At 31.8% G+C, this 22,401-nt stretch carries 23 protein-coding genes and 1 pseudogene; 7 read left to right on the forward strand and 17 right to left on the reverse strand.

Annotated elements, in window-relative coordinates; genetic code table 11:
* On the reverse strand, positions 1 to 99 hold a 99-nt coding region (locus CD147_RS02845), incomplete at its 3' end, for a GTP-binding protein (RefSeq protein WP_142382040.1).
* 223 nt (positions 100 to 322) lie between these two features.
* On the opposite strand from CD147_RS02845, the gene mgrA reads away from it, so the two are divergent.
* Positions 323 to 760, forward strand: a complete 438-nt coding sequence (gene mgrA / locus CD147_RS02850) for a global transcriptional regulator MgrA (RefSeq protein WP_103165938.1) — start codon at positions 323 to 325, stop codon at positions 758 to 760.
* A 122-nt stretch (positions 761 to 882) separates the two neighbouring features.
* Here mgrA and CD147_RS02855 read toward each other — a convergent pair whose 3' ends face one another.
* Both CD147_RS02855 and CD147_RS02860 read right to left on the reverse strand, forming a co-directional pair.
* A complete protein-coding gene (locus CD147_RS02855) occupies positions 883 to 2,568 on the reverse strand; it encodes an amino acid ABC transporter ATP-binding/permease protein (protein ID WP_103165939.1) in 1,686 nt (561 codons plus the stop codon).
* Positions 2,565 to 4,196, reverse strand: coding sequence for an ABC transporter ATP-binding protein/permease (locus CD147_RS02860; RefSeq protein WP_103165940.1), 1,632 nt, complete (start codon positions 4,194 to 4,196; stop codon positions 2,565 to 2,567). Before CD147_RS02860 ends, CD147_RS02855 begins: the two co-directional genes overlap by 4 nt.
* Positions 4,197 to 4,468: 272 nt before the next feature.
* Between CD147_RS02860 and CD147_RS02865 the strand changes: the two genes are divergently transcribed.
* The 4 genes from CD147_RS02865 (at position 4,469) to CD147_RS02880 (ending at position 7,291) form a co-directional block, all read left to right on the forward strand.
* The gene (locus CD147_RS02865) at positions 4,469 to 5,338 is read left to right on the forward strand and encodes an undecaprenyl-diphosphate phosphatase (protein WP_103165941.1); all 870 of its coding nucleotides are present in this window, start codon (positions 4,469 to 4,471) and stop codon (positions 5,336 to 5,338) included.
* Between the two features lie 244 nt (positions 5,339 to 5,582).
* Positions 5,583 to 6,257, forward strand: coding sequence for a hypothetical protein (locus CD147_RS02870; protein WP_103165942.1), 675 nt, complete (start codon positions 5,583 to 5,585; stop codon positions 6,255 to 6,257).
* A 6-nt stretch (positions 6,258 to 6,263) separates the two neighbouring features.
* The gene (locus tag CD147_RS02875) at positions 6,264 to 6,725 is read left to right on the forward strand and encodes a YaiI/YqxD family protein (protein WP_103165943.1); all 462 of its coding nucleotides are present in this window, start codon (positions 6,264 to 6,266) and stop codon (positions 6,723 to 6,725) included.
* Entirely contained in the window at positions 6,725 to 7,291 is a 567-nt protein-coding gene (locus CD147_RS02880) for an LOG family protein (protein ID WP_103165944.1), read from the forward strand. Before CD147_RS02875 ends, CD147_RS02880 begins: the two co-directional genes overlap by 1 nt.
* A 117-nt stretch (positions 7,292 to 7,408) precedes the next feature.
* Here the strand turns inward: CD147_RS02880 and CD147_RS02885 are convergent, their stop codons facing one another.
* The 3 genes from CD147_RS02885 to CD147_RS12295 all read right to left on the reverse strand — a co-directional run bounded on the left by CD147_RS02885 (position 7,409) and on the right by CD147_RS12295 (position 9,108).
* Positions 7,409 to 7,954 (reverse strand): GNAT family N-acetyltransferase, encoded by a 546-nt coding sequence (locus CD147_RS02885; protein WP_103165945.1) that lies wholly within the window; start codon positions 7,952 to 7,954, stop codon positions 7,409 to 7,411.
* Positions 7,955 to 8,059: 105 nt separating this feature from the next.
* Complete coding sequence (locus tag CD147_RS02890; RefSeq protein WP_103165946.1) at positions 8,060 to 8,356, reverse strand: hypothetical protein; 297 nt, start codon at positions 8,354 to 8,356, stop codon at positions 8,060 to 8,062.
* A gap of 224 nt (positions 8,357 to 8,580) precedes the next feature.
* On the reverse strand, positions 8,581 to 9,108 hold the full coding sequence (locus tag CD147_RS12295; protein ID WP_233649200.1) for an SA0632 family lipoprotein: 528 nt from the start codon (positions 9,106 to 9,108) through the stop codon (positions 8,581 to 8,583).
* Between the two features lie 334 nt (positions 9,109 to 9,442).
* On the opposite strand from CD147_RS12295, the gene CD147_RS02900 reads away from it, so the two are divergent.
* A complete protein-coding gene (locus CD147_RS02900; protein WP_103165947.1) occupies positions 9,443 to 10,132 on the forward strand; it encodes a DUF1129 family protein in 690 nt (229 codons plus the stop codon).
* Positions 10,133 to 10,206: 74 nt separating this feature from the next.
* On the opposite strand, the pseudogene CD147_RS02905 reads toward CD147_RS02900, so the two are convergent.
* The 9 genes and pseudogenes from CD147_RS02905 to CD147_RS02945 all read right to left on the reverse strand — a co-directional run bounded on the left by CD147_RS02905 (position 10,207) and on the right by CD147_RS02945 (position 19,175).
* A pseudogene (locus tag CD147_RS02905) lies at positions 10,207 to 10,694 on the reverse strand (DUF456 domain-containing protein).
* Complete coding sequence (locus tag CD147_RS02910; RefSeq protein ID WP_103165948.1) at positions 10,694 to 11,914, reverse strand: sugar efflux transporter; 1,221 nt, start codon at positions 11,912 to 11,914, stop codon at positions 10,694 to 10,696. Before CD147_RS02910 ends, CD147_RS02905 begins: the two are co-directional and overlap by 1 nt.
* A gap of 207 nt (positions 11,915 to 12,121) precedes the next feature.
* Positions 12,122 to 12,976 (reverse strand): LysR family transcriptional regulator, encoded by an 855-nt coding sequence (locus tag CD147_RS02915; RefSeq protein ID WP_103165949.1) that lies wholly within the window; start codon positions 12,974 to 12,976, stop codon positions 12,122 to 12,124.
* A 153-nt stretch (positions 12,977 to 13,129) separates the two neighbouring features.
* Positions 13,130 to 13,732, reverse strand: a complete 603-nt coding sequence (locus CD147_RS02920; protein WP_103165950.1) for a ribonuclease FAU-1 family protein — start codon at positions 13,730 to 13,732, stop codon at positions 13,130 to 13,132.
* A gap of 307 nt (positions 13,733 to 14,039) precedes the next feature.
* Positions 14,040 to 14,525: a cupin domain-containing protein gene (locus CD147_RS02925; protein ID WP_103165951.1), complete on the reverse strand. Its 486-nt coding sequence runs from the start codon at positions 14,523 to 14,525 to the stop codon at positions 14,040 to 14,042.
* Positions 14,525 to 15,241: a YebC/PmpR family DNA-binding transcriptional regulator gene (locus CD147_RS02930; RefSeq protein WP_103165952.1), complete on the reverse strand. Its 717-nt coding sequence runs from the start codon at positions 15,239 to 15,241 to the stop codon at positions 14,525 to 14,527. Before CD147_RS02930 ends, CD147_RS02925 begins: the two co-directional genes overlap by 1 nt.
* Positions 15,242 to 15,394: 153 nt before the next feature.
* Positions 15,395 to 15,739, reverse strand: a complete 345-nt coding sequence (locus tag CD147_RS02935) for a transcriptional regulator, SarA/Rot family (protein ID WP_411841050.1) — start codon at positions 15,737 to 15,739, stop codon at positions 15,395 to 15,397.
* Positions 15,740 to 15,904: 165 nt separating this feature from the next.
* Positions 15,905 to 18,004: a helix-turn-helix transcriptional regulator gene (locus CD147_RS02940; RefSeq protein WP_240621103.1), complete on the reverse strand. Its 2,100-nt coding sequence runs from the start codon at positions 18,002 to 18,004 to the stop codon at positions 15,905 to 15,907.
* A gap of 493 nt (positions 18,005 to 18,497) precedes the next feature.
* The gene (locus CD147_RS02945) at positions 18,498 to 19,175 is read right to left on the reverse strand and encodes a Bax inhibitor-1/YccA family protein (RefSeq protein ID WP_167409760.1); all 678 of its coding nucleotides are present in this window, start codon (positions 19,173 to 19,175) and stop codon (positions 18,498 to 18,500) included.
* Between the two features lie 506 nt (positions 19,176 to 19,681).
* On the opposite strand from CD147_RS02945, the gene CD147_RS02950 reads away from it, so the two are divergent.
* Complete coding sequence (locus CD147_RS02950) at positions 19,682 to 20,509, forward strand: LysM peptidoglycan-binding domain-containing protein (protein ID WP_103165955.1); 828 nt, start codon at positions 19,682 to 19,684, stop codon at positions 20,507 to 20,509.
* Between the two features lie 245 nt (positions 20,510 to 20,754).
* On the opposite strand, the gene CD147_RS02955 is transcribed toward CD147_RS02950, so the two are convergent.
* A complete protein-coding gene (locus tag CD147_RS02955) occupies positions 20,755 to 21,759 on the reverse strand; it encodes an inorganic phosphate transporter (RefSeq protein WP_103165956.1) in 1,005 nt (334 codons plus the stop codon).
* A gap of 14 nt (positions 21,760 to 21,773) precedes the next feature.
* On the reverse strand, positions 21,774 to 22,391 hold the full coding sequence (locus tag CD147_RS02960; protein ID WP_011276491.1) for a DUF47 domain-containing protein: 618 nt from the start codon (positions 22,389 to 22,391) through the stop codon (positions 21,774 to 21,776).
* Between the last annotated feature and the right edge of the window lie 10 nt (positions 22,392 to 22,401).

Below are 22,401 nucleotides of genomic sequence, written 5' to 3' on the forward strand. Positions count from 1 at the left end.
TAATTGGTCTATATAATGTTTGAGAAATGTAGTCTTACCACTTCCTAGAAAACCAGTTATAATTGTAATAGATATTTTTTCATTTTTATTATTAATCATATTAAATTCTCTTTTCTTTTAAATTTTTATATAAATTCGATAATATATCTATATATTTTAGATTATACTTGATTAAAATTGAATTTTCTTCTAGAATTTAAGCATACTTTAATTTTAGTATGGCATTAAAACGAAGTGTGTTGCAATGTATATTTTATACAACATAGACGAAATTTAATCCGATATATAGAGAGACGGATAGAATGTCTGGAGGAGAACTTTAATGTCTGAACAACATAATTTGAAAGAGCAACTATGCTTTAGTTTGTACAATGCTCAAAGACAGGTTAATCGCTACTATTCAAACAAAGTCTTTAAAAAGTATAACCTTACTTATCCACAATTTTTAGTGTTAAGTATCTTATGGGATGAATCTCCTGTAAATGTCAAAAAGGTTGTAACAGAATTAGCATTAGATACTGGAACAGTATCACCTTTATTAAAAAGAATGGAACAAGTTGATTTAATCAAACGTGAACGTTCTGAAGTAGATCAACGTGAAGTATTTATTCACCTCACTGAAAAAAGTGAAAAAATCAAACCTGAATTAAGCACAGCATCACAAAAGGTTGCTACCGCTTCTTCGTTAAGTAATGACGAAGTGCATGAGCTCAATCGTCTATTAGGTAAAGTCATCAACGCTTTTACGCAATCTAAGTAGAATGACATGCTAATACTAAGCCAATTAAAGTTATTTACTTCAAATCAATTGTTATACATTTACCAGTAACGAAAAGCCTGAGTTATCTTTCCAACGAAGATATCTCAGGCTTTTTGTTAGAATTATGATTTAACTGGTTGAGCGTTACTATTATTTCTCAAAATATGACTTAAATAGCTGTCACGCTTACATAATACGTCATAGCTACCTTGCTCAACGATTTCACCATCGATAATCACGACGATAGTATCAAATTGTGGTAATAATTGTAAATCATGTGTTGCTACAATAAGTGTTTCAGCGTGTGCTTGAATTAACTTCATAGCAATTCGTGTATTCTCTTCGTCTAAAGCAGTCGTTGGTTCATCTAATAGCCAAACATTCGCTTCTTTAAGAAATAGACGCGCTAGCGCAAGACGTTGTACCTCTCCGCCAGACAATCCACTACCATCGATTTCGATGTGTTGGTCAATATCTAAATGACCAAGGTTTAAGCTGTCTAACACGTTAATGAGTGTTTCATCTTTTTGATCTGAAAATAAATTAAACCGAATGGCACCATCAAACAACTGTTGTGTTTGTAATAACGCATTAATTGCGCTATAACGTTCATCTTCGATAATATGACTGACTTGTTGTTGATTAAATAACACTTCTCCCTGTTCAATATCATACAAACCACTCATTATTTGTAAAAGTGAACTTTTACCAGAACCAGAAGGCCCAATAATAGCTACTTTTTCTCCTTTATGAATAGTAAGATTAATATTTTTTAAAACCGGAATTTCTTGATTTAAATAACTGAAATTCATATTTTTAATTTCAAAGACGTTTTTTTGAGGAGGCATAAGATGTTTATTATCTTCTACAACCGGATAATCGAGAAGTTCATTTAAATCTGATAATGCTTCATCGGTGTCCGCCTTATAATACGCGACGTTACTCATTGGCACTGCCTGTTCGAATAACGTTAGCATCATTAGTACTATACTTGTTAAATAGATCACATTTAGTTGGCCATTTTCAACTTGCATAAAACCAAGTGTCAAACTTGCAAATAGTGCAATCATAGCAATTACATTAAGTATATAATCGTACATTGTTAAAAAACGTGTTTCCTTCGCTTGCGATTCATCATATTGGCGCAATGATGCTAAAACACCTTGATAATAGTCTTCATTTTGATTAAAACGTTTTAACTCTTCATAACCTTCTTTGTAATCATAAAACCGTGTTAACATTTGACGTTGTTGAAAAGCTACTTGACGTTTAAGTGTATACGCGCGTCGCGCACTAATCCAAGGTACAAGCCATAAAGAACCAAGCATACTTATGACGATAATTAGCGCATGTGCAACGCTAAAATAAATCAACGTTACTGTAGCTATAAGCGCAGTAAATCCTATAACAATAGGAGGATAGTAGACACGTAAATAAATATTCTGTAGCGCTTCAACCTTATTAATCATTTTTGACAGTAAGTCACTAGATGAATATTTACGATAAACATGTGGAACACGTGGAATAAATCGTTTTAAAAATTGAACTCTCACATCGCGTAACATTGTAAAAGTCGTTCTATGAGATAATAAACGTTCCCCGTACCGCGCGATTGCACGTAAGAAACCGAAAAGTTTTACTGACACCACTAATACCATCAAGGCATATAACGGCGCCCCTAACGCACTTTGAGTTACCATATAGCCACTTAAGAAAAACATAGCTAAAGCTACGAGGCTTCCCCCTATACCCGTTAAGATGGCTAATATCAAGTCTCTATCTGGTCGAAATTTGATATGTGATTTCATGATTCTTCACCACCTTTTGTTAAACTTACTGAAATAGTTGAATCGTCCTGTACTAACTGTCCCTCATTAATATATAGTCGTCTTGTCGCTTGACGAATAGTTGAATCACGATGGGCAATAATAATCATGGTCGTATGTTGAAAGTGTTGGTCGATAGCTTTTTGTATCACTCGTTCTGTTTCAATATCAAGGCCAGTCGTTGGCTCATCAAAGACAACAATATCGGGATTCATTAATAATATACGAGATAACTCTAGGCGTCGCATTTGGCCTCCAGACATTGTTTCTCCACCTTCACCGATACGTGTATAAACGCCATCCTTTAATGACATGACTTTTTCTTTCAGCCCCACCCAGTCGAGAACTTGAAGTACCTTGTCATCAGAAATAGTTTTAAACATGGCAATATTATCTTTAATTGTTGCTGCAAAAATATAAGGCTGTTGACTTAACATTCCGATTTGTTTTACTTTTGCGTTGAATGTTACCTGACCATTTGTTGATTTCAGTGTTTGAGTTAGTAGCTTCGCTAATGTTGTTTTACCGGCACCACTTGGCCCTACAATGGCAATTTTTTCACCTTGTTTTATGCTTAATGATAGGTTCTGAATTGCAAATGAAGATTTCTCATCATATTGAAATGCGACGTCTGTCATTTCAATTTGGTTGTCTTGGGTAGTTACAATTTCTGGTGTACGATTGCGCACTGCATTTTCAGTATTTAAAAATCCAAAAACGATATCACTAGACCCTTCACTTTGCTTACCAGTATGAAAAGCTTGTCCTAAATCTTTGATAGCATTATAAAACTCCGGTGCTAGGATGACCGCAATAGCTGCTGTTTTAAAATCAATATGATGAAAAACAACAAGACTAAGTGCTGCTTCTAAAGCGACTAAGCCTATTCCGAGCATACTAATAAATTCGAGCATGAGCCCTGAAAGAAATGCGCTTTTTAAGATACGCATCGTTAAATCTCTAAAACGCGTACTATCTTCGTAGATAAGGGTTTCTGCTTGATTGGTACGTCTAAATAATTTCAAAGTAATTAATCCTTTGGCTACGTTTAAAAATCGTTGACTGAATTGATTTAGATAGTTCATTTGCTCTTTAGATTCGTCACGTGTTTTTAAGCCAAAGATAATATAGAAGAGAGGTATAAATGGTGCTGTTACCATCATAATAAGTGCTGTATTTAAGTGGATAAAGCACATGGCGATGATAATCATCAAAGGTATCATCATAGATTTGAAAACTTGTGGCAAATAACTTTTGAAAAATGGTGCCAACCCATCAATGACCTCAGTTAGAATATTAATTTGAGTCCCGATTGGAGTGGATGAGTGTTTAAGCAAGACTTGTTTACGTAACTGATGTTTCACTTTCATAGCTAATCGATCTCCAAGTCGTAAATTAAACATGTTAAATGTTACTCGTGCTATTAGTACGATGAAAATGATGAGTAATAAAGAAAAGATATTTTTAGTGTTATGATAGAGTACACGATTTAAAAATTCTGCGATACTCACATTTTGAATGACTACGCTTACTGCTAAAAGAAAACTAGTTATTCCCATTAATACTGGGAAAAATTTATAATTAAAGACTAAATTCATTAGTTTTTTCACTTTAACTTCACCTAATTTTCTATTATAAGAGCTTATTGTTATTTTGGCATTTAATACCTTTTGAAAATTAGTGACAATATAATGGCAATAAATTTTTAAATATAGATTTTTGAATTACTAGTCTTTTTTAATCGTACATGATTTTGTCATTCTTCTTTATAATCATTAGCAAAGTCGTAATTTAATGTGATATTATAGTAAAGTGAATTTTGACAACAATCTATTTTTTAAAACTATAAAATTAATTTTTAAATAAAAGAAAGAGGTTTCTTATGATTATTATTGAGTTTATCAAGGGGCTTATTCTAGGAATCGTTGAAGGTTTAACTGAGTTTGCTCCGGTATCTTCTACTGGCCATATGATTCTAGTTGATAACATGTGGTTGAAATCAACGGAATTTTTAGGCCCCCATTCCGCTTTTACTTTTAAAGTCGTTATCCAATTAGGTTCAGTCTTTGCAGCCGCATGGGTCTTCCGTGAACGTTATTTCGAAATGTTACACATTGGAAAATATAGACATGTTTCGGTTAATGAAGAGTTTCGCTCTAAACCACGTCGTTTAAATTTATTACACGTGTTAGTAGGGATGATTCCAGCAGGTATCTTAGGTGTCTTATTTGACGATTTTATCGAGGACCATTTATTCAGTGTACCTACTGTTATGATTGGTTTATTCCTTGGTGCGATTTATATGATTATTGCTGATAAATATAATGAAAAGGTTCGTAATCCTCAAACTGTAGACCAACTTAGTTATGTTCAAGCCTTTGTAATTGGGATTTCTCAAGCCATAGCAATGTGGCCTGGATTCAGTAGATCTGGTTCAACTATTTCAACAGGTGTCTTGATGAAGTTAGATCACAAATCAGCTTCAGACTTCACTTTCATTATGGCTGTTCCAATTATGTTAGCAGCAAGTGCATTATCATTAGTTAAAAATTATCAATATATTGAACTTGCACATCTTCCGTTCTATCTAATCGGATTTTTAGCAGCTTTTATTGTTGGTTTAATTGCAATTAAGACATTCTTACATTTAATTAATAGAGTTAAATTAGTTCCGTTTGCGATTTATCGTATTGTATTAGTAGTTATTATTGCTATTCTTTACTTTGGTTTCGGTATCGGTAAAGGAATTTAATTTCTAAGTATGTATGACTTCTATATTTAATAATGATAAGCTTAGAGATGAATTTCAGTTTAGAAATGATCTTTAAGCTTATTTTTGTATTGTGAATGTATATTCAGTAATTTTAACATTAAAATACAGGAGACACTCGTCTTATTAAGGCTCATTGCTATGAGTATTATAGCTAGTGAAACCGTTTAGTTTCATGTATCATAGGGTATTGAAGAGAATAATAAATCTAATGGAGGCAACGCGTATGGACAAAAAGAAGATAATTAAAACAGCGATTAATGTATTACCAATTTTTATTGTGCCACTAGTAGTGGAACGTAAACGTATTAAATCTCATCCTGAGGTTCAAAAAGCGACAAACGCTACTACAAACGCTGGTCATACAATTGCTAATAAAGCTTCAGATGTAAAAGAGTATGTTGGCGATAAAAAACAAGAGTTCGATAATAAACGTGAATTGAAAAAAATCGCTAAAGAAAATGATCCTGAATATATTGAAAAAAAAGGTGAAAAATTAGCGAAGAAAAATCGCAAAGAAGCTGACAAAATGAATAAAAAGCTTCAAAAAAATATTGAACAACGTCATAAAGAAGAAGAAAAAGCACGTGAAAAGAATGAAAAAGAACGTATTAAAGATATGAAAAAAACTCAAAAATATCAAGAACAAGTAGGTTTAACACCTGGTAAACTTGATGAAGATACTGAGAAAAAGGGCGAAAAGCTAGAAAAAGAAAATAAAAAAGGAGTTAAAAAATTAGATAAAAAACTTCAAAAAAATATCGAACAACGTCATAAAGACGAAGAAAAAATTCAAAAGCAAAATGAAAAAGCACGTATTAAAGAAATGAAAAAGTACGAAGATTATGATGCAGATAGTGTGGTTATCCAAAATAAATTAGACGATAATAATAAGGCGTAATTTATTATGACAACAGTACTTATCGATGGAGATGCTTGTCCAGTAGTTGATTCAGTAATTGAGTTAACTACTGGGACAGGCATTTTTGTTACGATTTTACGCAGTTTTAGTCACTATTCAAATAAAATATACCCTGAACATGTTAACACGTTGTATATTGATGGCGGGCCTGATGCCGTCGATTATAAAATCGTTCAGCTAGTTACTAAAGACGATATTGTTATTACGCAAGATTATGGTTTAGCTAGTTTATTATTATCTAAAGCTAAGATAGTAATGCATCATAAAGGACATATATACAACGATAGTAATATAGATATGTTACTTCAACAGCGTTATAATAATGCTCAGATTAGGAAACAAGGCGGTCGACACAAAGGGCCTCCCCCTTTTTCAAAGGAAGATAGACATCAATTTAGAATGACATTTAATAAAGTAGTGAATCAACTTAAGGAGGATGATGCGTAATGAAGCGTATTGCAGTATATTGTGGTGCTAGTAAAGGTAAAGATGAGACTTACGTTAAAGAAGCGTATGAATTAGGTAAATATATGGCAGAGCAAGGTTATGAACTTATCTTTGGTGCTGGGTCTGTAGGGATAATGGGCGCCATTCAAGATGGCGTATTAGATTATGGTGGTCATGCGATTGGTGTCATGCCTAAAATGCTAGATGAGAAAGAAATTACAAGTCAAAATGTAAGTGAACTCATCTTAGTCGATTCCATGCATCAACGTAAAGAAAAAATGGCAGACCTTGCTGATGCGTTTGTAATCGCCCCAGGTGGTGCCGGTTCCCTTGAAGAATTCTTTGAAATGTATAGTTGGGCACAAATTGGTCTTCACCAAAAACCGATTGGTGTCTTTAATTTAAATGGTTTCTTTGAACCGCTTCAAAGTTTAATCGAGCATATGATTAAAGAAGGTTTTATTGATGAGAAATATCGCGCACTTGCCCCTCTTTATGATACTAAAGAAGAATTAATTAAAGGATTGCTTAATTATAAACCACTGGGCGTGCGTACATACGATTAATCACTTATGAATTTTAATATTTGTAATAAAAAAGCCGTGGCATAATAATAAATCTGAAAAGCAAAAGAAGTTCATCTTTTTCTTCCATTCAGATCTATTTATGACACGGTTATTATCTTATAATGATAAATCTTTATAGTAACGGACTTGTCTTTTTAACATATGATATTTGCTAAGCTCTGGCATTTCAAAGTTATCATAAAAGGTCATCCCAATTTTTTCCATTACTTTTCTAGAAGGTAAATTATTCTCAGCAGTAAAACTATAAACCTCGGTGATGCCCTTCTCTTTGGCATATTTTAACACCGCCGTTGCACCTTCTGTAGCAAGGCCATTCCCCCATACTTCGGGAATAAGTCGCCATCCAATTTCATAAATAGGTAATTCATCAAAGGGATATTTGCTGTCTTCCGGCAAATAATTGATGCCTATATAACCAAGCCATTCTCCAGTTTCTTTTAATTCCACGGCAAATAACCCTATTTTCTCTTTTCTAAGAATATCGTCCATCTTATGCATATCTAATTCAGAACGACGATAGCTTAACAAACTTGGAAAATAGCGTCTTACTTGCGGGTTGGCGTTCATTTTCTGAAATGGCAATAAGTCAGTTGCTTCCCAATCTCGTAACTTTAATCTTTCAGTTTCAATGTAAACTACCATAATCAACACTCCATTGCAGAGAAAATACGATTAATAAAAAAGTGCGATATGGGTCCTGTTCCATAACACACTTAATTTATAATTAATTTTAATTAATATGTTTTATTAAGCTTTAGAAATATAACTTACAAGTTTAATATGGACAGGTATTTCTTTCAAACGATTACGTTCCTCTTTTGGTGCAATGACAGTGGCATCCACAAAATCATTGCGGTGATTCAGTTTGAATGTTGCGACAAACGTATCTGTATCTGATTCGAAATTTGGTAAATGCGCTACCACACGTTTAATTTCTCCCGTTGAATCTACAATTGTACGTCCAGTGATATTCTCAATTTCGCGACCTAATTCTGGTAAAGTCATTTCACGACCTTCTAAAATATGAAAATCTTGTTCATGCATATCTCATCTCTCCAATACATTATTTATGTTTTTTCTAAATTATTAAATATTAAAACTTTTCTAGCTTATATTTTATTAAAATATGTAACCTTATCACTCAAATTGTATTTGAATAAGTTTTACCCTTCGCACCCTCTAGTCAAACTTACTTGCCTATTACTATTAGAGGTCAAACACTATTTATCGTTTCCCTAGCACATAAAACATTAAAGCCTTAGCCTAATTTATTCATTAGTACTTTGCATTCCTTCATCAGAGCTTCCTTGTTCGCTAGAAGTATTAGCCTCTTTATTTTCAATTGAGCTGTCCTCGGTAGAGTTAGTCTTAGTAGAATTTTCAGATTGGGTAGTAGACTTATTTGAGTTAGAATGGTTAGCGTTACCACTAGCATTCATGCTTTTCGAATCACTATTTGACTGGGCATCAGACGATGTATTACTTTCAGAGGAACTAGTGTTACTTGTATCATCCGATGATTCATCCGAACTATCGTTGCTCTCTTTTTCCTCATCATCTGAACTTGCTTTAGATGACTCATGGGCTACCGATTCGTCTACTTCTTTCTGTAACTTTTCACGTTGATCATTTAATTTTTCTTTTTGTTTTTCTAAATCTTTCTTTTGACTTTTCAAATCATCATTTTCTTTTTGTAATTGCTTAATATCTTTTTCCAATGATGCTCTTTCATCACTTTTACCACATGCTGACAACATTAACGTAGCCGACAGTAAAAGTACCAACCATTTTTTCATGCTTTTCTCCTTTAAATACAAGTCAATATAACTTATTTTAACATGAAATCGCCGTCTAATCATTTATTCACCTACTGGCCCTAGCAAGTTTTCAAAGATTTATTATTAAATTAATAAAGGCATAAATATATTTTATTTATTTCTTGAAAAGTTATATCACGACGTTCAATATCATGAAACTGGAGTAAAAATGTTGTCTCTATATTAATACGCAAGAGAACAACTTTTCAATATTATAATCTCAAGTTATCTATGATATGATTATTCATAATTCACATATATTAACCTACTATTTTAAAAAATAAAAAGTTTTAGACGTTGAGGAGTTTAGCGAATGAAATCCACTGCAAAATTAACACGTGAAAATAACGTGAAATCATTGCGCCTAAATAATACAGATAGAGAAATTTTTGAAAATTATATGACCTATGTTCGAGCTGATTTACGTGTGAATCCTCATGACAGTGAATTAATGCTAAGCCGTATATTAAAGAGGTTATTAGCAGCTGAAGATGAAGGCATATTGGCGTTGGAATTCTTCGAACATAATCCAAGAGCACACGCTGAAAAAGAAATTAAGTCATTACCGAATGAAACGTTTCAAAATATAATTAAATATATTTGTAGAAATTTCATCTTCCTTATTGGTATATTTTGCTTTTTTAAAGGGTTTATTGGCTTCTTTATTGGTGGGAATAATAATGAGGTTTATTTATATACCTTCCCGCTTATTGTTATTGCAGGATTGTTTATTATTTTCTTATTTGTCTTAGTTATTTTTAAGACCGTTCAACTTCAAAGTTTTAATAATTCTCATTGGATATGGTGGTTCAATTATTGTATTATTGCCCTTTTATTAGTAGCACTTTTCTATGTGTTTTTTATACCACAATCATTTTTAGCTTTTGGACCATATATATTAATCAGTAATTGGTCATTTATTATACTATCTTTGATTATTACGCCTATCGCATTTTATATTGAACATCATTTTGGAAATAAAAATTCTAACACTGTATTATAATTTTTTATTAAAAATAGGAGCGAAACTGACATTTCGTGTACATCACGAATTTCTTGTTTCGCTCCTATTTAAATTTATTTGACTAAGAATACATCAATAAAGAACCAAATTACCATAATAATCATAATAAGCGCTTGGGCCACTGTACTTGCTAAGAAAGCCATAACTGAACCTAAGCTTGCTTTTAATGCTTTTCCAAAATTAAAATCTTGTATCAATTCAACAATTAAAACAGCCAAGAAAGGTACAATAATAATACCGAATGGTGGGAATACAAAACACCCAATAATAACTCCGACAAGCGCTGCATATTCACCTAGTTTCGAACCTCCAAAGCGATTTACAAAGTACTTATTCATTAAGAAGTCTGATACTAGAATAAATACTGTAAAGAGTACCATAGCTACGTAAAATATCCACGACAGTCCTGTTCACTAAATCCAAATTGATAGATTAAAAACCCTACCCACAATACTAACACTGAGGGAATAATCGGCTTAATTAATCCAACAAATGCTAAAATAAACGCTAATATAATTAATATCCATAATATTACTGCCATTATTTCACACTCACATTCGCTTTAGTATATTTTTGTTCCTTCGTAAAGAATATCAAGATCATGCCTAAGAAAATGGACGAGGCTGAAACGTAAAAGACATTTTCCAAGCCGACCCAATGACTCATAGCCCCACCTAATAAATTTCCTAATAATTGCCCAATTACCATTGCATTCGCGAATAATGTAGAAGCATAACCCGGGAAATCAGGTAAAATATCTTGAAAATAACTAATGCCTAAACCTAAAAGAATGGCTAAGAATAGCGCTAAAAATACTTGTCCAATCATCATCATATAAATGTTCTCAAAAAATCCGATACTAAAATAAAATGTCCCTCCACTAATCGCACCGATAATTAATAATGTGCGTGTTTCTAGTCTAGACGCTAGAACACCTAAAATAACCATAAATGGCACTTCTAAACCAGCACATAGACTCGCAAGGGTTCCAACGTAACCTTCCTGTTCTTTTAAATGATCAGTAACGAATAATGGCATATTCATCGTATACATCCATTGTCCGATATGTAATAAAATGAAAGCAATAAAAGGGATAAATAATGTTTTATCTTTAAACATATTTGGTGCAGTTTTCTCGATATTGGTAGTGCCACTTACATGTTCAGCGGGCGCTAAATTTAAATCTTTATAAAAAAAGATTTGTAGTATTAAGGTAAATAGCAAGATGCTTACTGTGCCTCCGAATAAACCAGCGTAACCTAGAAACTGAATTAAATAGGCGCCGATTAACGGACCAAATAGAAAGCCAAATGAAAACATTGAACGCAAGACGGTGTTAGCGAACTTCGCATTATCTTTAGAGGATGACACATTGATAGACTCTCGTGCAGATGCATACAATTGAGGCATTGCCGGCGCAAATAGTCCTTGAAAGATTGCATAGACAATAATAAACAACCATATATGATGAATATAAAAATAAATTGAGAAACTAATAGCGCCCATTAATAAAGCACTAATAATTAAAAATTTCCTGTTAATGTTATACGTATCTGAAAATCGAGCTACAATTGAATTGACAGTAAATTGACTTACCGCAGCTAAAGCAAGTAGAATACCAAATTCATTCGTCGACATCCCTAATTCTTTTGTTGCAAATAATACGAAGTAAGGTACAGTAATGGCGATACCCATCCCTAGAAGCATCATATTAACAACAAATAATTTATAGTTTTTAATTTGTAATAGTGCTAAAAACATAATTTCTACCTCTATTCCAGACTTTAAACAAACGTTAATACGTTTCATTATCTTATAGATTACTGAGAAAATGGAGACTAGCGTAACTTTTTAACGTTTCTCCGCCTCGTATATAATTTCTACGCTTTTTAACTGTATTGAAGCACCTTCTAAACTAGATGTCGATAGCAATCGTTCTTATCTAGTAGAATGATAGTATTTACCTATCTATCTGATAAAGTTAAGCATGAGTGTCACAAATGATTCAACTTGTGGAAGTTGCAACATACTACCATCATAACTCATATAAGTTGAACGTATTAGAGGTTGAGAATCAATATTTACCTTTTCAAATTCAAACATATTCTTATCTATATTCTTCATCATTATTTCAGGCAAAATAGTTACCCCTACACCACTCACTAGCATTTCTTTACAAGTGGCAACCTGGTCAACTGTAATTGTGGCATGATAATCTTGACCAAAGTTTTCGTTATACCATTCTTTAATCTGACTAATATATATAGGGTCAGCTTGAAATTCTATGAATGGTAATTGCGCAACCTCGTCTTTCTTTTCTTTTGGGAAAATGAAATAATGGTCATCATCAAACAAATGAGTATTCGTTAAATTCATGACTTTATTGCCTCGCGTAATCATCACGTGATAATCTCGATGATTAGCTTTAATTTGTTCCGTAGAGCCAACTTGTACTTGAATTTCGACATTTGGAAATTGAGAATTATATAAACTAAGCACCTCAGGTAATAAGGTTTGACCAATAAGTGATGAACAACCAATTGATATCGTTCCATTCACCTCTCCAATATGCGCTTGCATTTTATCAAAAAACAATTGCTCCCGTTTCAACATATCACGCGCATGTTCAATAATCATAACGCCCTCAGTCGTAGTGATTAATTGCTTTTTCGTACGAATAAATATATCTACGCCAAATGAGTTTTCAATAGCTTTTAAACGTTGTGTAACAGCAGGTTGCGAAATATATAGAATCTCTGCTGCTTTACGTAATGTTTTAGTTTCATCTAATGTAATTAACAATTGATAATCTTCAATTTTCATAGCGTCCCCCCCTACTTATGTTTATCCATGAACGTGGCTATGAGCGATAAATTTCAATTTTGAAACTTTAATCTTACGTTCCTGAAGCATATTTTTAATTCGCGTTTTCTTTATTTTTCTATTTTCATTATGAAACTAATTATAAGAACATATTTACTTTGTACGGGAACTATGATGTTTAATATGTTCTTTATATGTTTTATGATTTTTCGGTTTCTTTAACTTACTAATCATCTTGTTATAACAGTGCATAATACGATGATGAACATCCTCGAAATTTTCATTAATTTCTATCATTAATTGATGCGCTATAATATATGCTTCATGATATTGTTTCTGAGTGATTTGTCCATTTTGTAATGCAAGTTCTAAATCTTGTTCATCTACTAGTTCATATTCACCTGTGGAGGGTAAAACTAGAACATCTAAAAATAAATCTAAAGTTCTAGCATTTCCCTTTTGAATAACATTTTTTATATTAATATCGAAATAATATTCCAATGGATTACCTTTATCATCAAACATTGCAGTAATACTATAGCGTTTCTTTTCTGGCAAAATCTGTAACCATTGATAATTGTCATTAGCAACAATTATATTCTGGCCAACTACCGTCACCTCTAGAGGCTCACGGACCTTCTTCATCGTGACCAATCCAATAATACCCTTGAATCTATTATTATTTACCTTAACTTCTATGTAATCACGTTCTATAAGGCGACGCCAGTGACGTTTATCTATATATTTAATTTTCATAAAGCCACCAACTCCTTGTAATTATTATATTAAACTGACCTATTGATGTCATCTTTAGCCATTCCTATTTGAAATACGCACGTAAAATCTTTTAAATTTTCATATTTATTTTACTACATCTCTACAAATTTTAGGGAATATTGATAAAAATACTCGTATTTAATAGAAAAAATCTTTTTTTATCTAAATTTTTAGAAAGCTACAAAATAATTAGAGCCTGGGTAAAGCCATAAAGAAAAAGCTACATGAAGCCTTAAAGTCATGAAAGTAACCACCAGGCTGTATGTAGCTTTATCTGGACTGCATATTATTGTTTATTTTTAAGCGCATAACGCTGAATAATCTCTTTATGTTGAGGATATTTATCAAGTAGTTCTTGTTGGCTGAACAACTCAAAGTGATTAAAGTCGAATGCTGGTTGACACATACATCCCACTAAACTGTATCCTTCTGCCTCTCTTAAACTAGAGGCAAAGATTGTACCTTTAGGCACGATACATTGCATTAAATTGCCTTTTGATATGAAAGGGCCTAATTCTATCGATTGATAATCACCCTGTGGTGTTATCATATGAATTGTTAATGGTACGCCCGCATGATAATACCATACTTCATCGGCATCAATACGATGAAAATGCGAAATATCACCTTTTTTAAGCATAAAATAAATACTGCTAATAGAACCACGCGATTGGTTAGTAGCGTTAGTTCTTATAGTTTCTTTATAATAGCCTCCTTCAGGATGTGGCGTAAGATTAAGTTGTTGTACCCAATACTCTGCACTAAAGTCCATTATTTTAAGTCCACGTTGTGGAAGACATTTTGAACATCTTCAAGGTCTTCAAGTGCATCTACTAATCTTTCAAACGTTGCTTGATCTTCTTCTGATAATTCGATATCTGTCTGAGGTAACATTTCGAATTCAGCAATCTTAAAGTCTTCAACACCTGATTGACGTAACGCATCTTGAACTTGCGCAAATTGATCTGGTTCTGCGTAAACGATAATAATATCGCCTTCCTCAATAACATCTCTAACGTCTACGTCTTGTTCCATTAATATTTCTAACACATCATCTGCTGATTTACCTTCAAAGCCAAAGGTAGCAGTATGATCAAACATATAGGCTACTGAACCTGACACGCCCATATTTCCGCCATTTTTACCGAAGGCTGCTCTAACATCTGAAGCTGTACGGTTAACATTATTTGTTAAGGCGTCAACAATCAACATTGAACCACTTGGACCAAATCCTTCGTAACGTAAGTGATCATAATTTTCTTCACCAGCACCTTTAGCTTTATCAATTGCTCTTTCAATGATGTGGTTAGGTACTGAATAAGTTTTAGCTCTTTCAAGTACTAATCTTAAGGCTTGGTTAGATTCAGGATTAGGTTCACCTGATTTTGCTGCAACATATATTTCTTTACCAAATTTTGCATATATTCTACTTGTATTTTTATCTTTTTGGGCTTTTTTCTCTTTAATGTTGTTCCATTTACGTCCCATAATGTCATCTCACTTTCATACTCAATAATCACTATTATATAGTATTCATAGAACGTTGTCTAAGCTAGATAAATAACTACTATGTATCTTCATTTTAAACAAAAAAATACTGACAAAGCATTCCCTCTGTCAGTACTCTCCCAATTAGTACAATTAAATGTTTAGAAAATCTTCAACATCATTAAATAAAGCATCGAATTTTTCGTTATTCGTTTCATCCATATAAATAAAAATTTTACGTTCATCTTCAGTGGAACGAACTTTACTTAATCTCTCTTTTTCTATAAGTCTACGTATTGAAACTAATAATTTAGTTCTACTTAAATCTAACTCTTCTATTGCAATTTTTAAAAATGATTGCATAAGTATTTGGTCATCAATTGTATATTTATGAGCTAATTTTAATAAAGCTAAATCATTTAATGTCAACTTATATTTTTTATCTATATATTCTGATAACGCTTTATATTGTTTGTAAAAATCTAGTAATTTATTCATCTTGTCATTATTCAATGCTACTTGCACCTCCAAATATAAGCAGACAACTTACTATCCATTATCCTTTATATTTGAAAGCCTGTCGTTTTCATTTGTTTTGAAATTTTTGTTGAATTTACTAACAAAGTCAAATATTGTTGTGCAACACACTATTTGTAATAAAATTTATTTGTAAATTTTGATAATGTAAAATGAATTATAATTTAGTTTTATTTTTAGCGGACCTTTTTTAAAGTTATGCTCTCGAATTTTATATGCTGGATGGGTTAAATCATTCATATTTCTTAAAAATTTCGTAGACCATTGATACTTTTCTCTAATACTTGGCGAAATAATATGATTAATATTACCGTTATAGTCATCTATCTTTTGAATTTTCACAAGGTATTGATCTTTTAAATCTGCATTTTTAAAATCTATATGAGTATCTGTTTGTTCATAATCTACCTCACGCGACTCACTTTCTAGTACGCGCCAATCATAAAGAAATACTGTATAACTATCTTCGTCATTAACAATAATATAATTATCTTTAATCAATTTCGGTTGTGTGTTGATTGAAACCAATTCATCTATCATAGTGCCTAAAATAGATTTAAAACCATTTTCATCAAATAAGTACAATGCGTTAAATAAATCAGTGTAATGTTTGAAGTTAAAACTGATACCATTAAAATACCTAGCAGTTTTTACGATTGTTTCTATTAATAATGGTGCACTATTATTTAAACTACTACTTTGATTATTTATAAAATTATGATTTTCAAAGTTAAGGAATATTATTTTCTTATTTTCCAAGTCTATTTGTTGTAAGATTTCTCTAATATTCTGATAACGTAATATATTTTTAACTAAAAGACGTTCATTTTTTTCAATTAGGTACGGCATTTTTAATTTGGCATTATCTATATATAAAAACTCGAAATTAATACGTTTAATTTGTGATTCTAACGTTTTAAATAGTACTGGGTCATTTAATAGTTTGCTAATTTCTAAGCCAAAAGAAAAACGACTCGTTTTATGTTGAATTTTTAAAATAACACGATAGATTGTTTTTAAATCTATTTCATCTAGGTCAAATACAAGGCTTAATTCATGCCCTTCATTTACTGTAATATTATTCGCTTTGAAATGGTCCATCACATCTTCGTAATTAGATTCTAGAAAATTCACTAACCTCAAATCTTCCAATCTAAAAATTACATTTAAATTATTTTTTATAATGTATTCAAACATAAGTTGGCGTTCATAAACGGTAAATTGATCTTTTATGTCGCGCATGTCTACTTTTAGATAGTACATAAGTGAAGAATTTTCACGATGCAATGGTCTCGCAAAATCTTGTAAGAATAATAATTTTATCTCTTCGATAGTATTAATTTGTAGTACTAAATAATAAGGTTCTACAACTTCTTCTGTCTGTGAATCTACATATATATTGTACTCAATTTTTTCTTGATAATATTGGTGTTTAGATTGTATAAGATGATTAATCTTTTCAAGACTATCGTCTATATGACTTTCATAGTCCATATCAATATCTTTCTCGTACTTACTACAGGATCGATAATCATTTGGCGTAATTCCTACATAGCTTTTAAAGGTTTTAGAGTAGCTCGACGCATTACTAAATCCTAAGTTTTCACTAATCAAACTAATTGTATAGTCCGTAGTTAGCAATTGCTCAAATGAAGTAGCTATTTTCAGGGTATCGACGTATGTTTTAAAGCCCATATTTAATACTTGATTAAACTGTGCCGATAAATTAGATTTTGATGTAAATAAATGAGATGAAATATCTTTTAAAGTTAATCGTTTATCTATATTTTTATTAATATATTCCAATACATCGCTTAACTCACCATAATATGAAAAATGATACTGATTGTTAGCAATACTTTTCTCCATACTGCCTTGTTTACCAATAATATTAACAATATCTCTTATATGTTTAGCATCTTCTGAAACATTAGCATCTTTTAAATGATTTATTGCTAATTGAAGTAACGCTTTTTTTATAGCATTTACTGATTTAAGTAGATTTGTAGAGTATTTATAATCGAAGAATTCAAATCCTTCGTCTCTAAACCAATCACTAGCAATATAAACCATTAGTGTTTTATTGTTATCTTTTATCGAGAATATATCAGTATTATTAATAATATATATTTCATTTTCAATTGTAATATTTTTAGTAAAGTGTTGAATTTTCACTTGGCCTTCTATTGGAAAAAGTAAAATAATACCATCTTGACAGCGTGTCATTTTATACTCATGTTTGGTAAGTAAATGAAAATAGGCATTAGACATATATTAACCTCTTTCTATTCATGATAGCCTTTCTTTTAATTGTACTAAATTATCTTCAAGAATATAACTTATATATATTGTTTAAATGTAAATCTACCACAATATTAATTCTAACTCAAAAATACACATAAGAATATATTAATTTATTTCTAAATTATGTATCTACTAATTTTAAAAAAAGATGTTACGATATTGTCTCAATTTTAAATAATTTGTAGGGAGTTGAGCCATTTATAATCAAATGAGCTAGGCTGCTTAATTTGGCAATGGTTAGTTGAAATGATCACATATTGAAACCTCGATTGTCATTTCTAGTTAACTTTGCCGGGACAGGATGAGGAAATCTTTCAATATACATTGGATTTCTAACCTACTCCCTACAAAATCGAAAATGAAAACAATTCGTCAACATCTTAAATTCGAAATAATGTATTATATGAGTTTGTGTTTAGTTTTTAAAACGATTAGCTAATCGTAAAACATCTTTAATAATATTAAGCAAATTAATAAATAAGTTAAAGCCCATTTCCCGAGGCGTAAAGCTACCACGTTTCATCCGATTGAAATCGTATAGCGTGTACATTAAAAATAAAATTAAACCAATAACAGTAATCGCTGTATGATAAATCGGATTATGAACAAACATTCCAATCAACCCACCAATGATTAAAGCAATAAAAGCTACAAATAAATATTTACCGAGACTCGAGGCATCATTGATTATAAAGTATCCTAATATACCGAAAACAATAAATGCGCCAATTGCTATTAATACATTTTTATAAAATACGTCTGGACCTAAGTTTTGCATATAGGTTGTAAAGGTAGCGTAAGACAATAGTCCTACTATAATAGCATAGATATGCGAAATGACCAGACCGTACTTACGTGCGCGTTTTATAAATAGAGTCGCTAATATAAGTACGAATAAACCAATTGATAATGGCCGTCTCCATTCCATAGGTAAGTATTGACCAAAGTAACAACCGATACCAAAGATAATCCAGTAATACGTAAAGAATAACCACACTTTAGCATAAGCATGAGCACTTTGGCTATGATGACTTTTATTTTTAACTTTCTTATTAGACACCGCATTTTGCGTAGTATTTGAAGATTGAGACATTTTTGACCTCTCTTTTATTTTCATACTAAATTTTTATCTTGATTGTACATTATCTCACTAAAGATTAAAAAGGTTTATTTTATCTACTTTTACAGTACCCAATTATTTTCAAATCATTTATTTTAAATTAATCTACCTTTTCAAAAGTGTTTATTGCAACTATGTTTTCCACAACTATAAACGCTGTTGTTGAGCCATTTTGAATGTTAAATTCACGATTAAAATGTCATTTTCCGAGCTGAAATGTTACAAAATTATTTTCTTATAAAATTTATATAATATTTCAACAAGGGTTCACGTCATGTGTGGCAACGGTTATAGGACTTTTACATATAATAGGACAAATATTAACAATATTACAAGATAATAACAACGCCCACAGTAATCTATTTTTTTGATAGTATGAATACGTGATAAACGAATTAATTTATAAAGGATATATAAAGAGTTTGGAATGATAAATTCTTATTTTTATAAAATAAAAAGTTTCAAGGAGGACATCAAGTTTGAAAAAGTTAGCAGTCGCAGTCTCTGTTGCATCTGGGGCAGTAGCAGTATTCTCGCATCATAACGCTGAAGCATCTACACAGCATACGGTAAAATCTGGGGAATCTTTATGGAGTATTGCTAGTAAATACAATATATCAGTAAAAAATATTAAACAAAGTAATAACTTATCTAATAACGTGATTTTACCTGGACAAGTACTTACTATTGGGGGCAATAATAGTAATAGTACCTCAAATGGAATTTCAACGTCAGTAGCTTCTTCATCTACTTATACAGTTAAATCTGGTGATTCACTTTATGGTATCGCTAATAAATACGGTGTCTCAGTGAATGCGATTATAAAAACGAATAAGTTATCTGGATATTTAATTACTCCTAATCAACAATTAAAAATTCCAAATAGCTCTACAACATCTAAAAAGACACTAACTAATCCAAACCCTAATAATGCTACTTCAAACCAAAGTAACGGTTATCAAAGTCCAACTTTTAACCATCAAAACTTATACACTGCTGGCCAATGTACTTGGTATGTATTTGATCGTCGCGCGAAAGCTGGAAACACAATTAGCACATACTGGTCAGATGCTAAATATTGGGCTGGCAAGGCTGCTGCTGACGGCTATACTGTTAATCATAGACCAACAGTAGGTGCGATTATGCAATCAACTTCTGGTTACTATGGTCATGTAGCTTATGTTGAACGTGTAAATGCAGATGGTAGTGTTCTAATTTCAGAAATGAATTATGCTAACGGACCATATAACACAAATACACGTACCATTCCAGCATCTGTAGTTTCAAGTTATAACTATATCCATTAATGCTACATCTAATGAATTAAATCATTAAAATAAGAACGTATGAAACAATATAAAAATCAATAAATATCTAAAGAAATTATAAGCCTATCAATGAATTTTAAAAAAACATTGATAGGCTTATTTTATATCAATTTCTAATTTCTAATGTTTACCGTATGAGTCGTTTGGATAAAAAATGAGATTGAGACATAAATCATTTAAGTACTAGAAAGCGAATAAACGATGTCTCAACCTCATTTTAAATTTTATAAGAAAATATTCATTATTAAATATATAATTGCTGCTAAGATTGCAGATATAGGTAATGTAATAACCCATGTAATAATCATACGTTGTGCAGTACTCCATTTAACACCTTTAGCGCGGTTAGAAGCCCCTACACCAAGGATTGAAGAAGATACAACATGTGTTGTTGATAATGGGAAGTGTAATGATGACGCTACGAAAATAGTTAACGCTGATGAAATATCAGCTGCCGCACCATTAGCTGGGCGGATTTTCATAATGTTTCCTCCCACTGTTTTGATAATCTTCCAACCACCAATAGCCGTACCTAGACCCATTGCAGTCGCACAAGCGAGTTTAACCCAAAGTGCTGGCTCTACATTTGAAGAATCTTGGATATTAGCCACGATTAAAGCTAATGTAATGATACCCATTGATTTTTGCGCATCATTCGTACCATGTGAAAATGATTGTAACGCTGCAGTAAATACTTGAAAGAATCGGAAATTACGATTCGCTCTTGTAAGATTTGCGTTCTTGAATACGATTTTCACAATTGTGTACATAATAAAACCAACACAAAATGCAATGATTGGTGAAATAATTAATACAATGATAATTTTAGTAAACCCTTGATAATGTAATACACCGAAACCTTGAGCCATTACTGCCGCACCAGCGATCGAACCAATTAAGGCGTGAGATGACGAACTTGGTATCCCATATAACCACGTTAATAAATTCCAAATAATCGCGGCTAAAATGGCAGCTAGCACTACTACTAGGCCATTATCTAATTTAAATGGATCAACGATATCCTTTGTGATTGTACCGGCAACTCCAGTAAAAGTTAAAGCACCGATAAAGTTCATAATAGCTGCTAAAAAGATAGCAGTTCTTGGTGTCAATGCACGTGTTGACACTGCTGTAGCAATCGCATTGGCTGTATCATGGAAACCATTGATAAAGTCAAAGATTAAAGAAAATATAACGATAGCTATAGTGATGATTAATACGTACTCCATAAATTAAAACTCCCTTAGCTATTTTTCATGATAATCGTTTCGAAATTATTTGCTACAACCTGACATTTATCAGCGATTTCTTCCATACTTTCATAAATATCTTTTATTTTAATTAATGTGATTGGATCAGTTTCGCTGTTGAAAATGTGTTTAATTGATTGGCGTAATATGCCATCACAATTTGTTTCAAACTCTTTAATATTAATTGAGTGAATACGCATATGAGATAATTTCTTTTCAACTAATAAACCAACAGCTAACTTCATTTCTGCTACTGCTTTTTGGATATTTTCTACGAATTCAGCCATGTACTCATCAGTATATTCAATTGAATACATTTCAAACATTGCAGAAGTTTCTTCCATTGCGTCAAGCACATCATCAATTGCATTACATAAAGATAAAATGTCCTCACGTTCAATAGGTGTAATGAATGTTTGATTTAGATCCGTAATAACTTGGTGCATAAGTTCATCACCATGTGACTCATAAGTCTTGATATTGTCAGAATAAGCTTTAAGATCTAAATGCGTATTGAAGTCCATTTTTCCGAATTCAACGGCTGCACGGTCCAAGTTGAATACCATTTCTTCTAATTGAACCATGAACTTATCCTTTTTCTTAGTAAACATTATAAAGCCT

Source organism: Staphylococcus devriesei (genome assembly GCF_002902625.1).
Classification (GTDB): domain Bacteria; phylum Bacillota; class Bacilli; order Staphylococcales; family Staphylococcaceae; genus Staphylococcus; species Staphylococcus devriesei.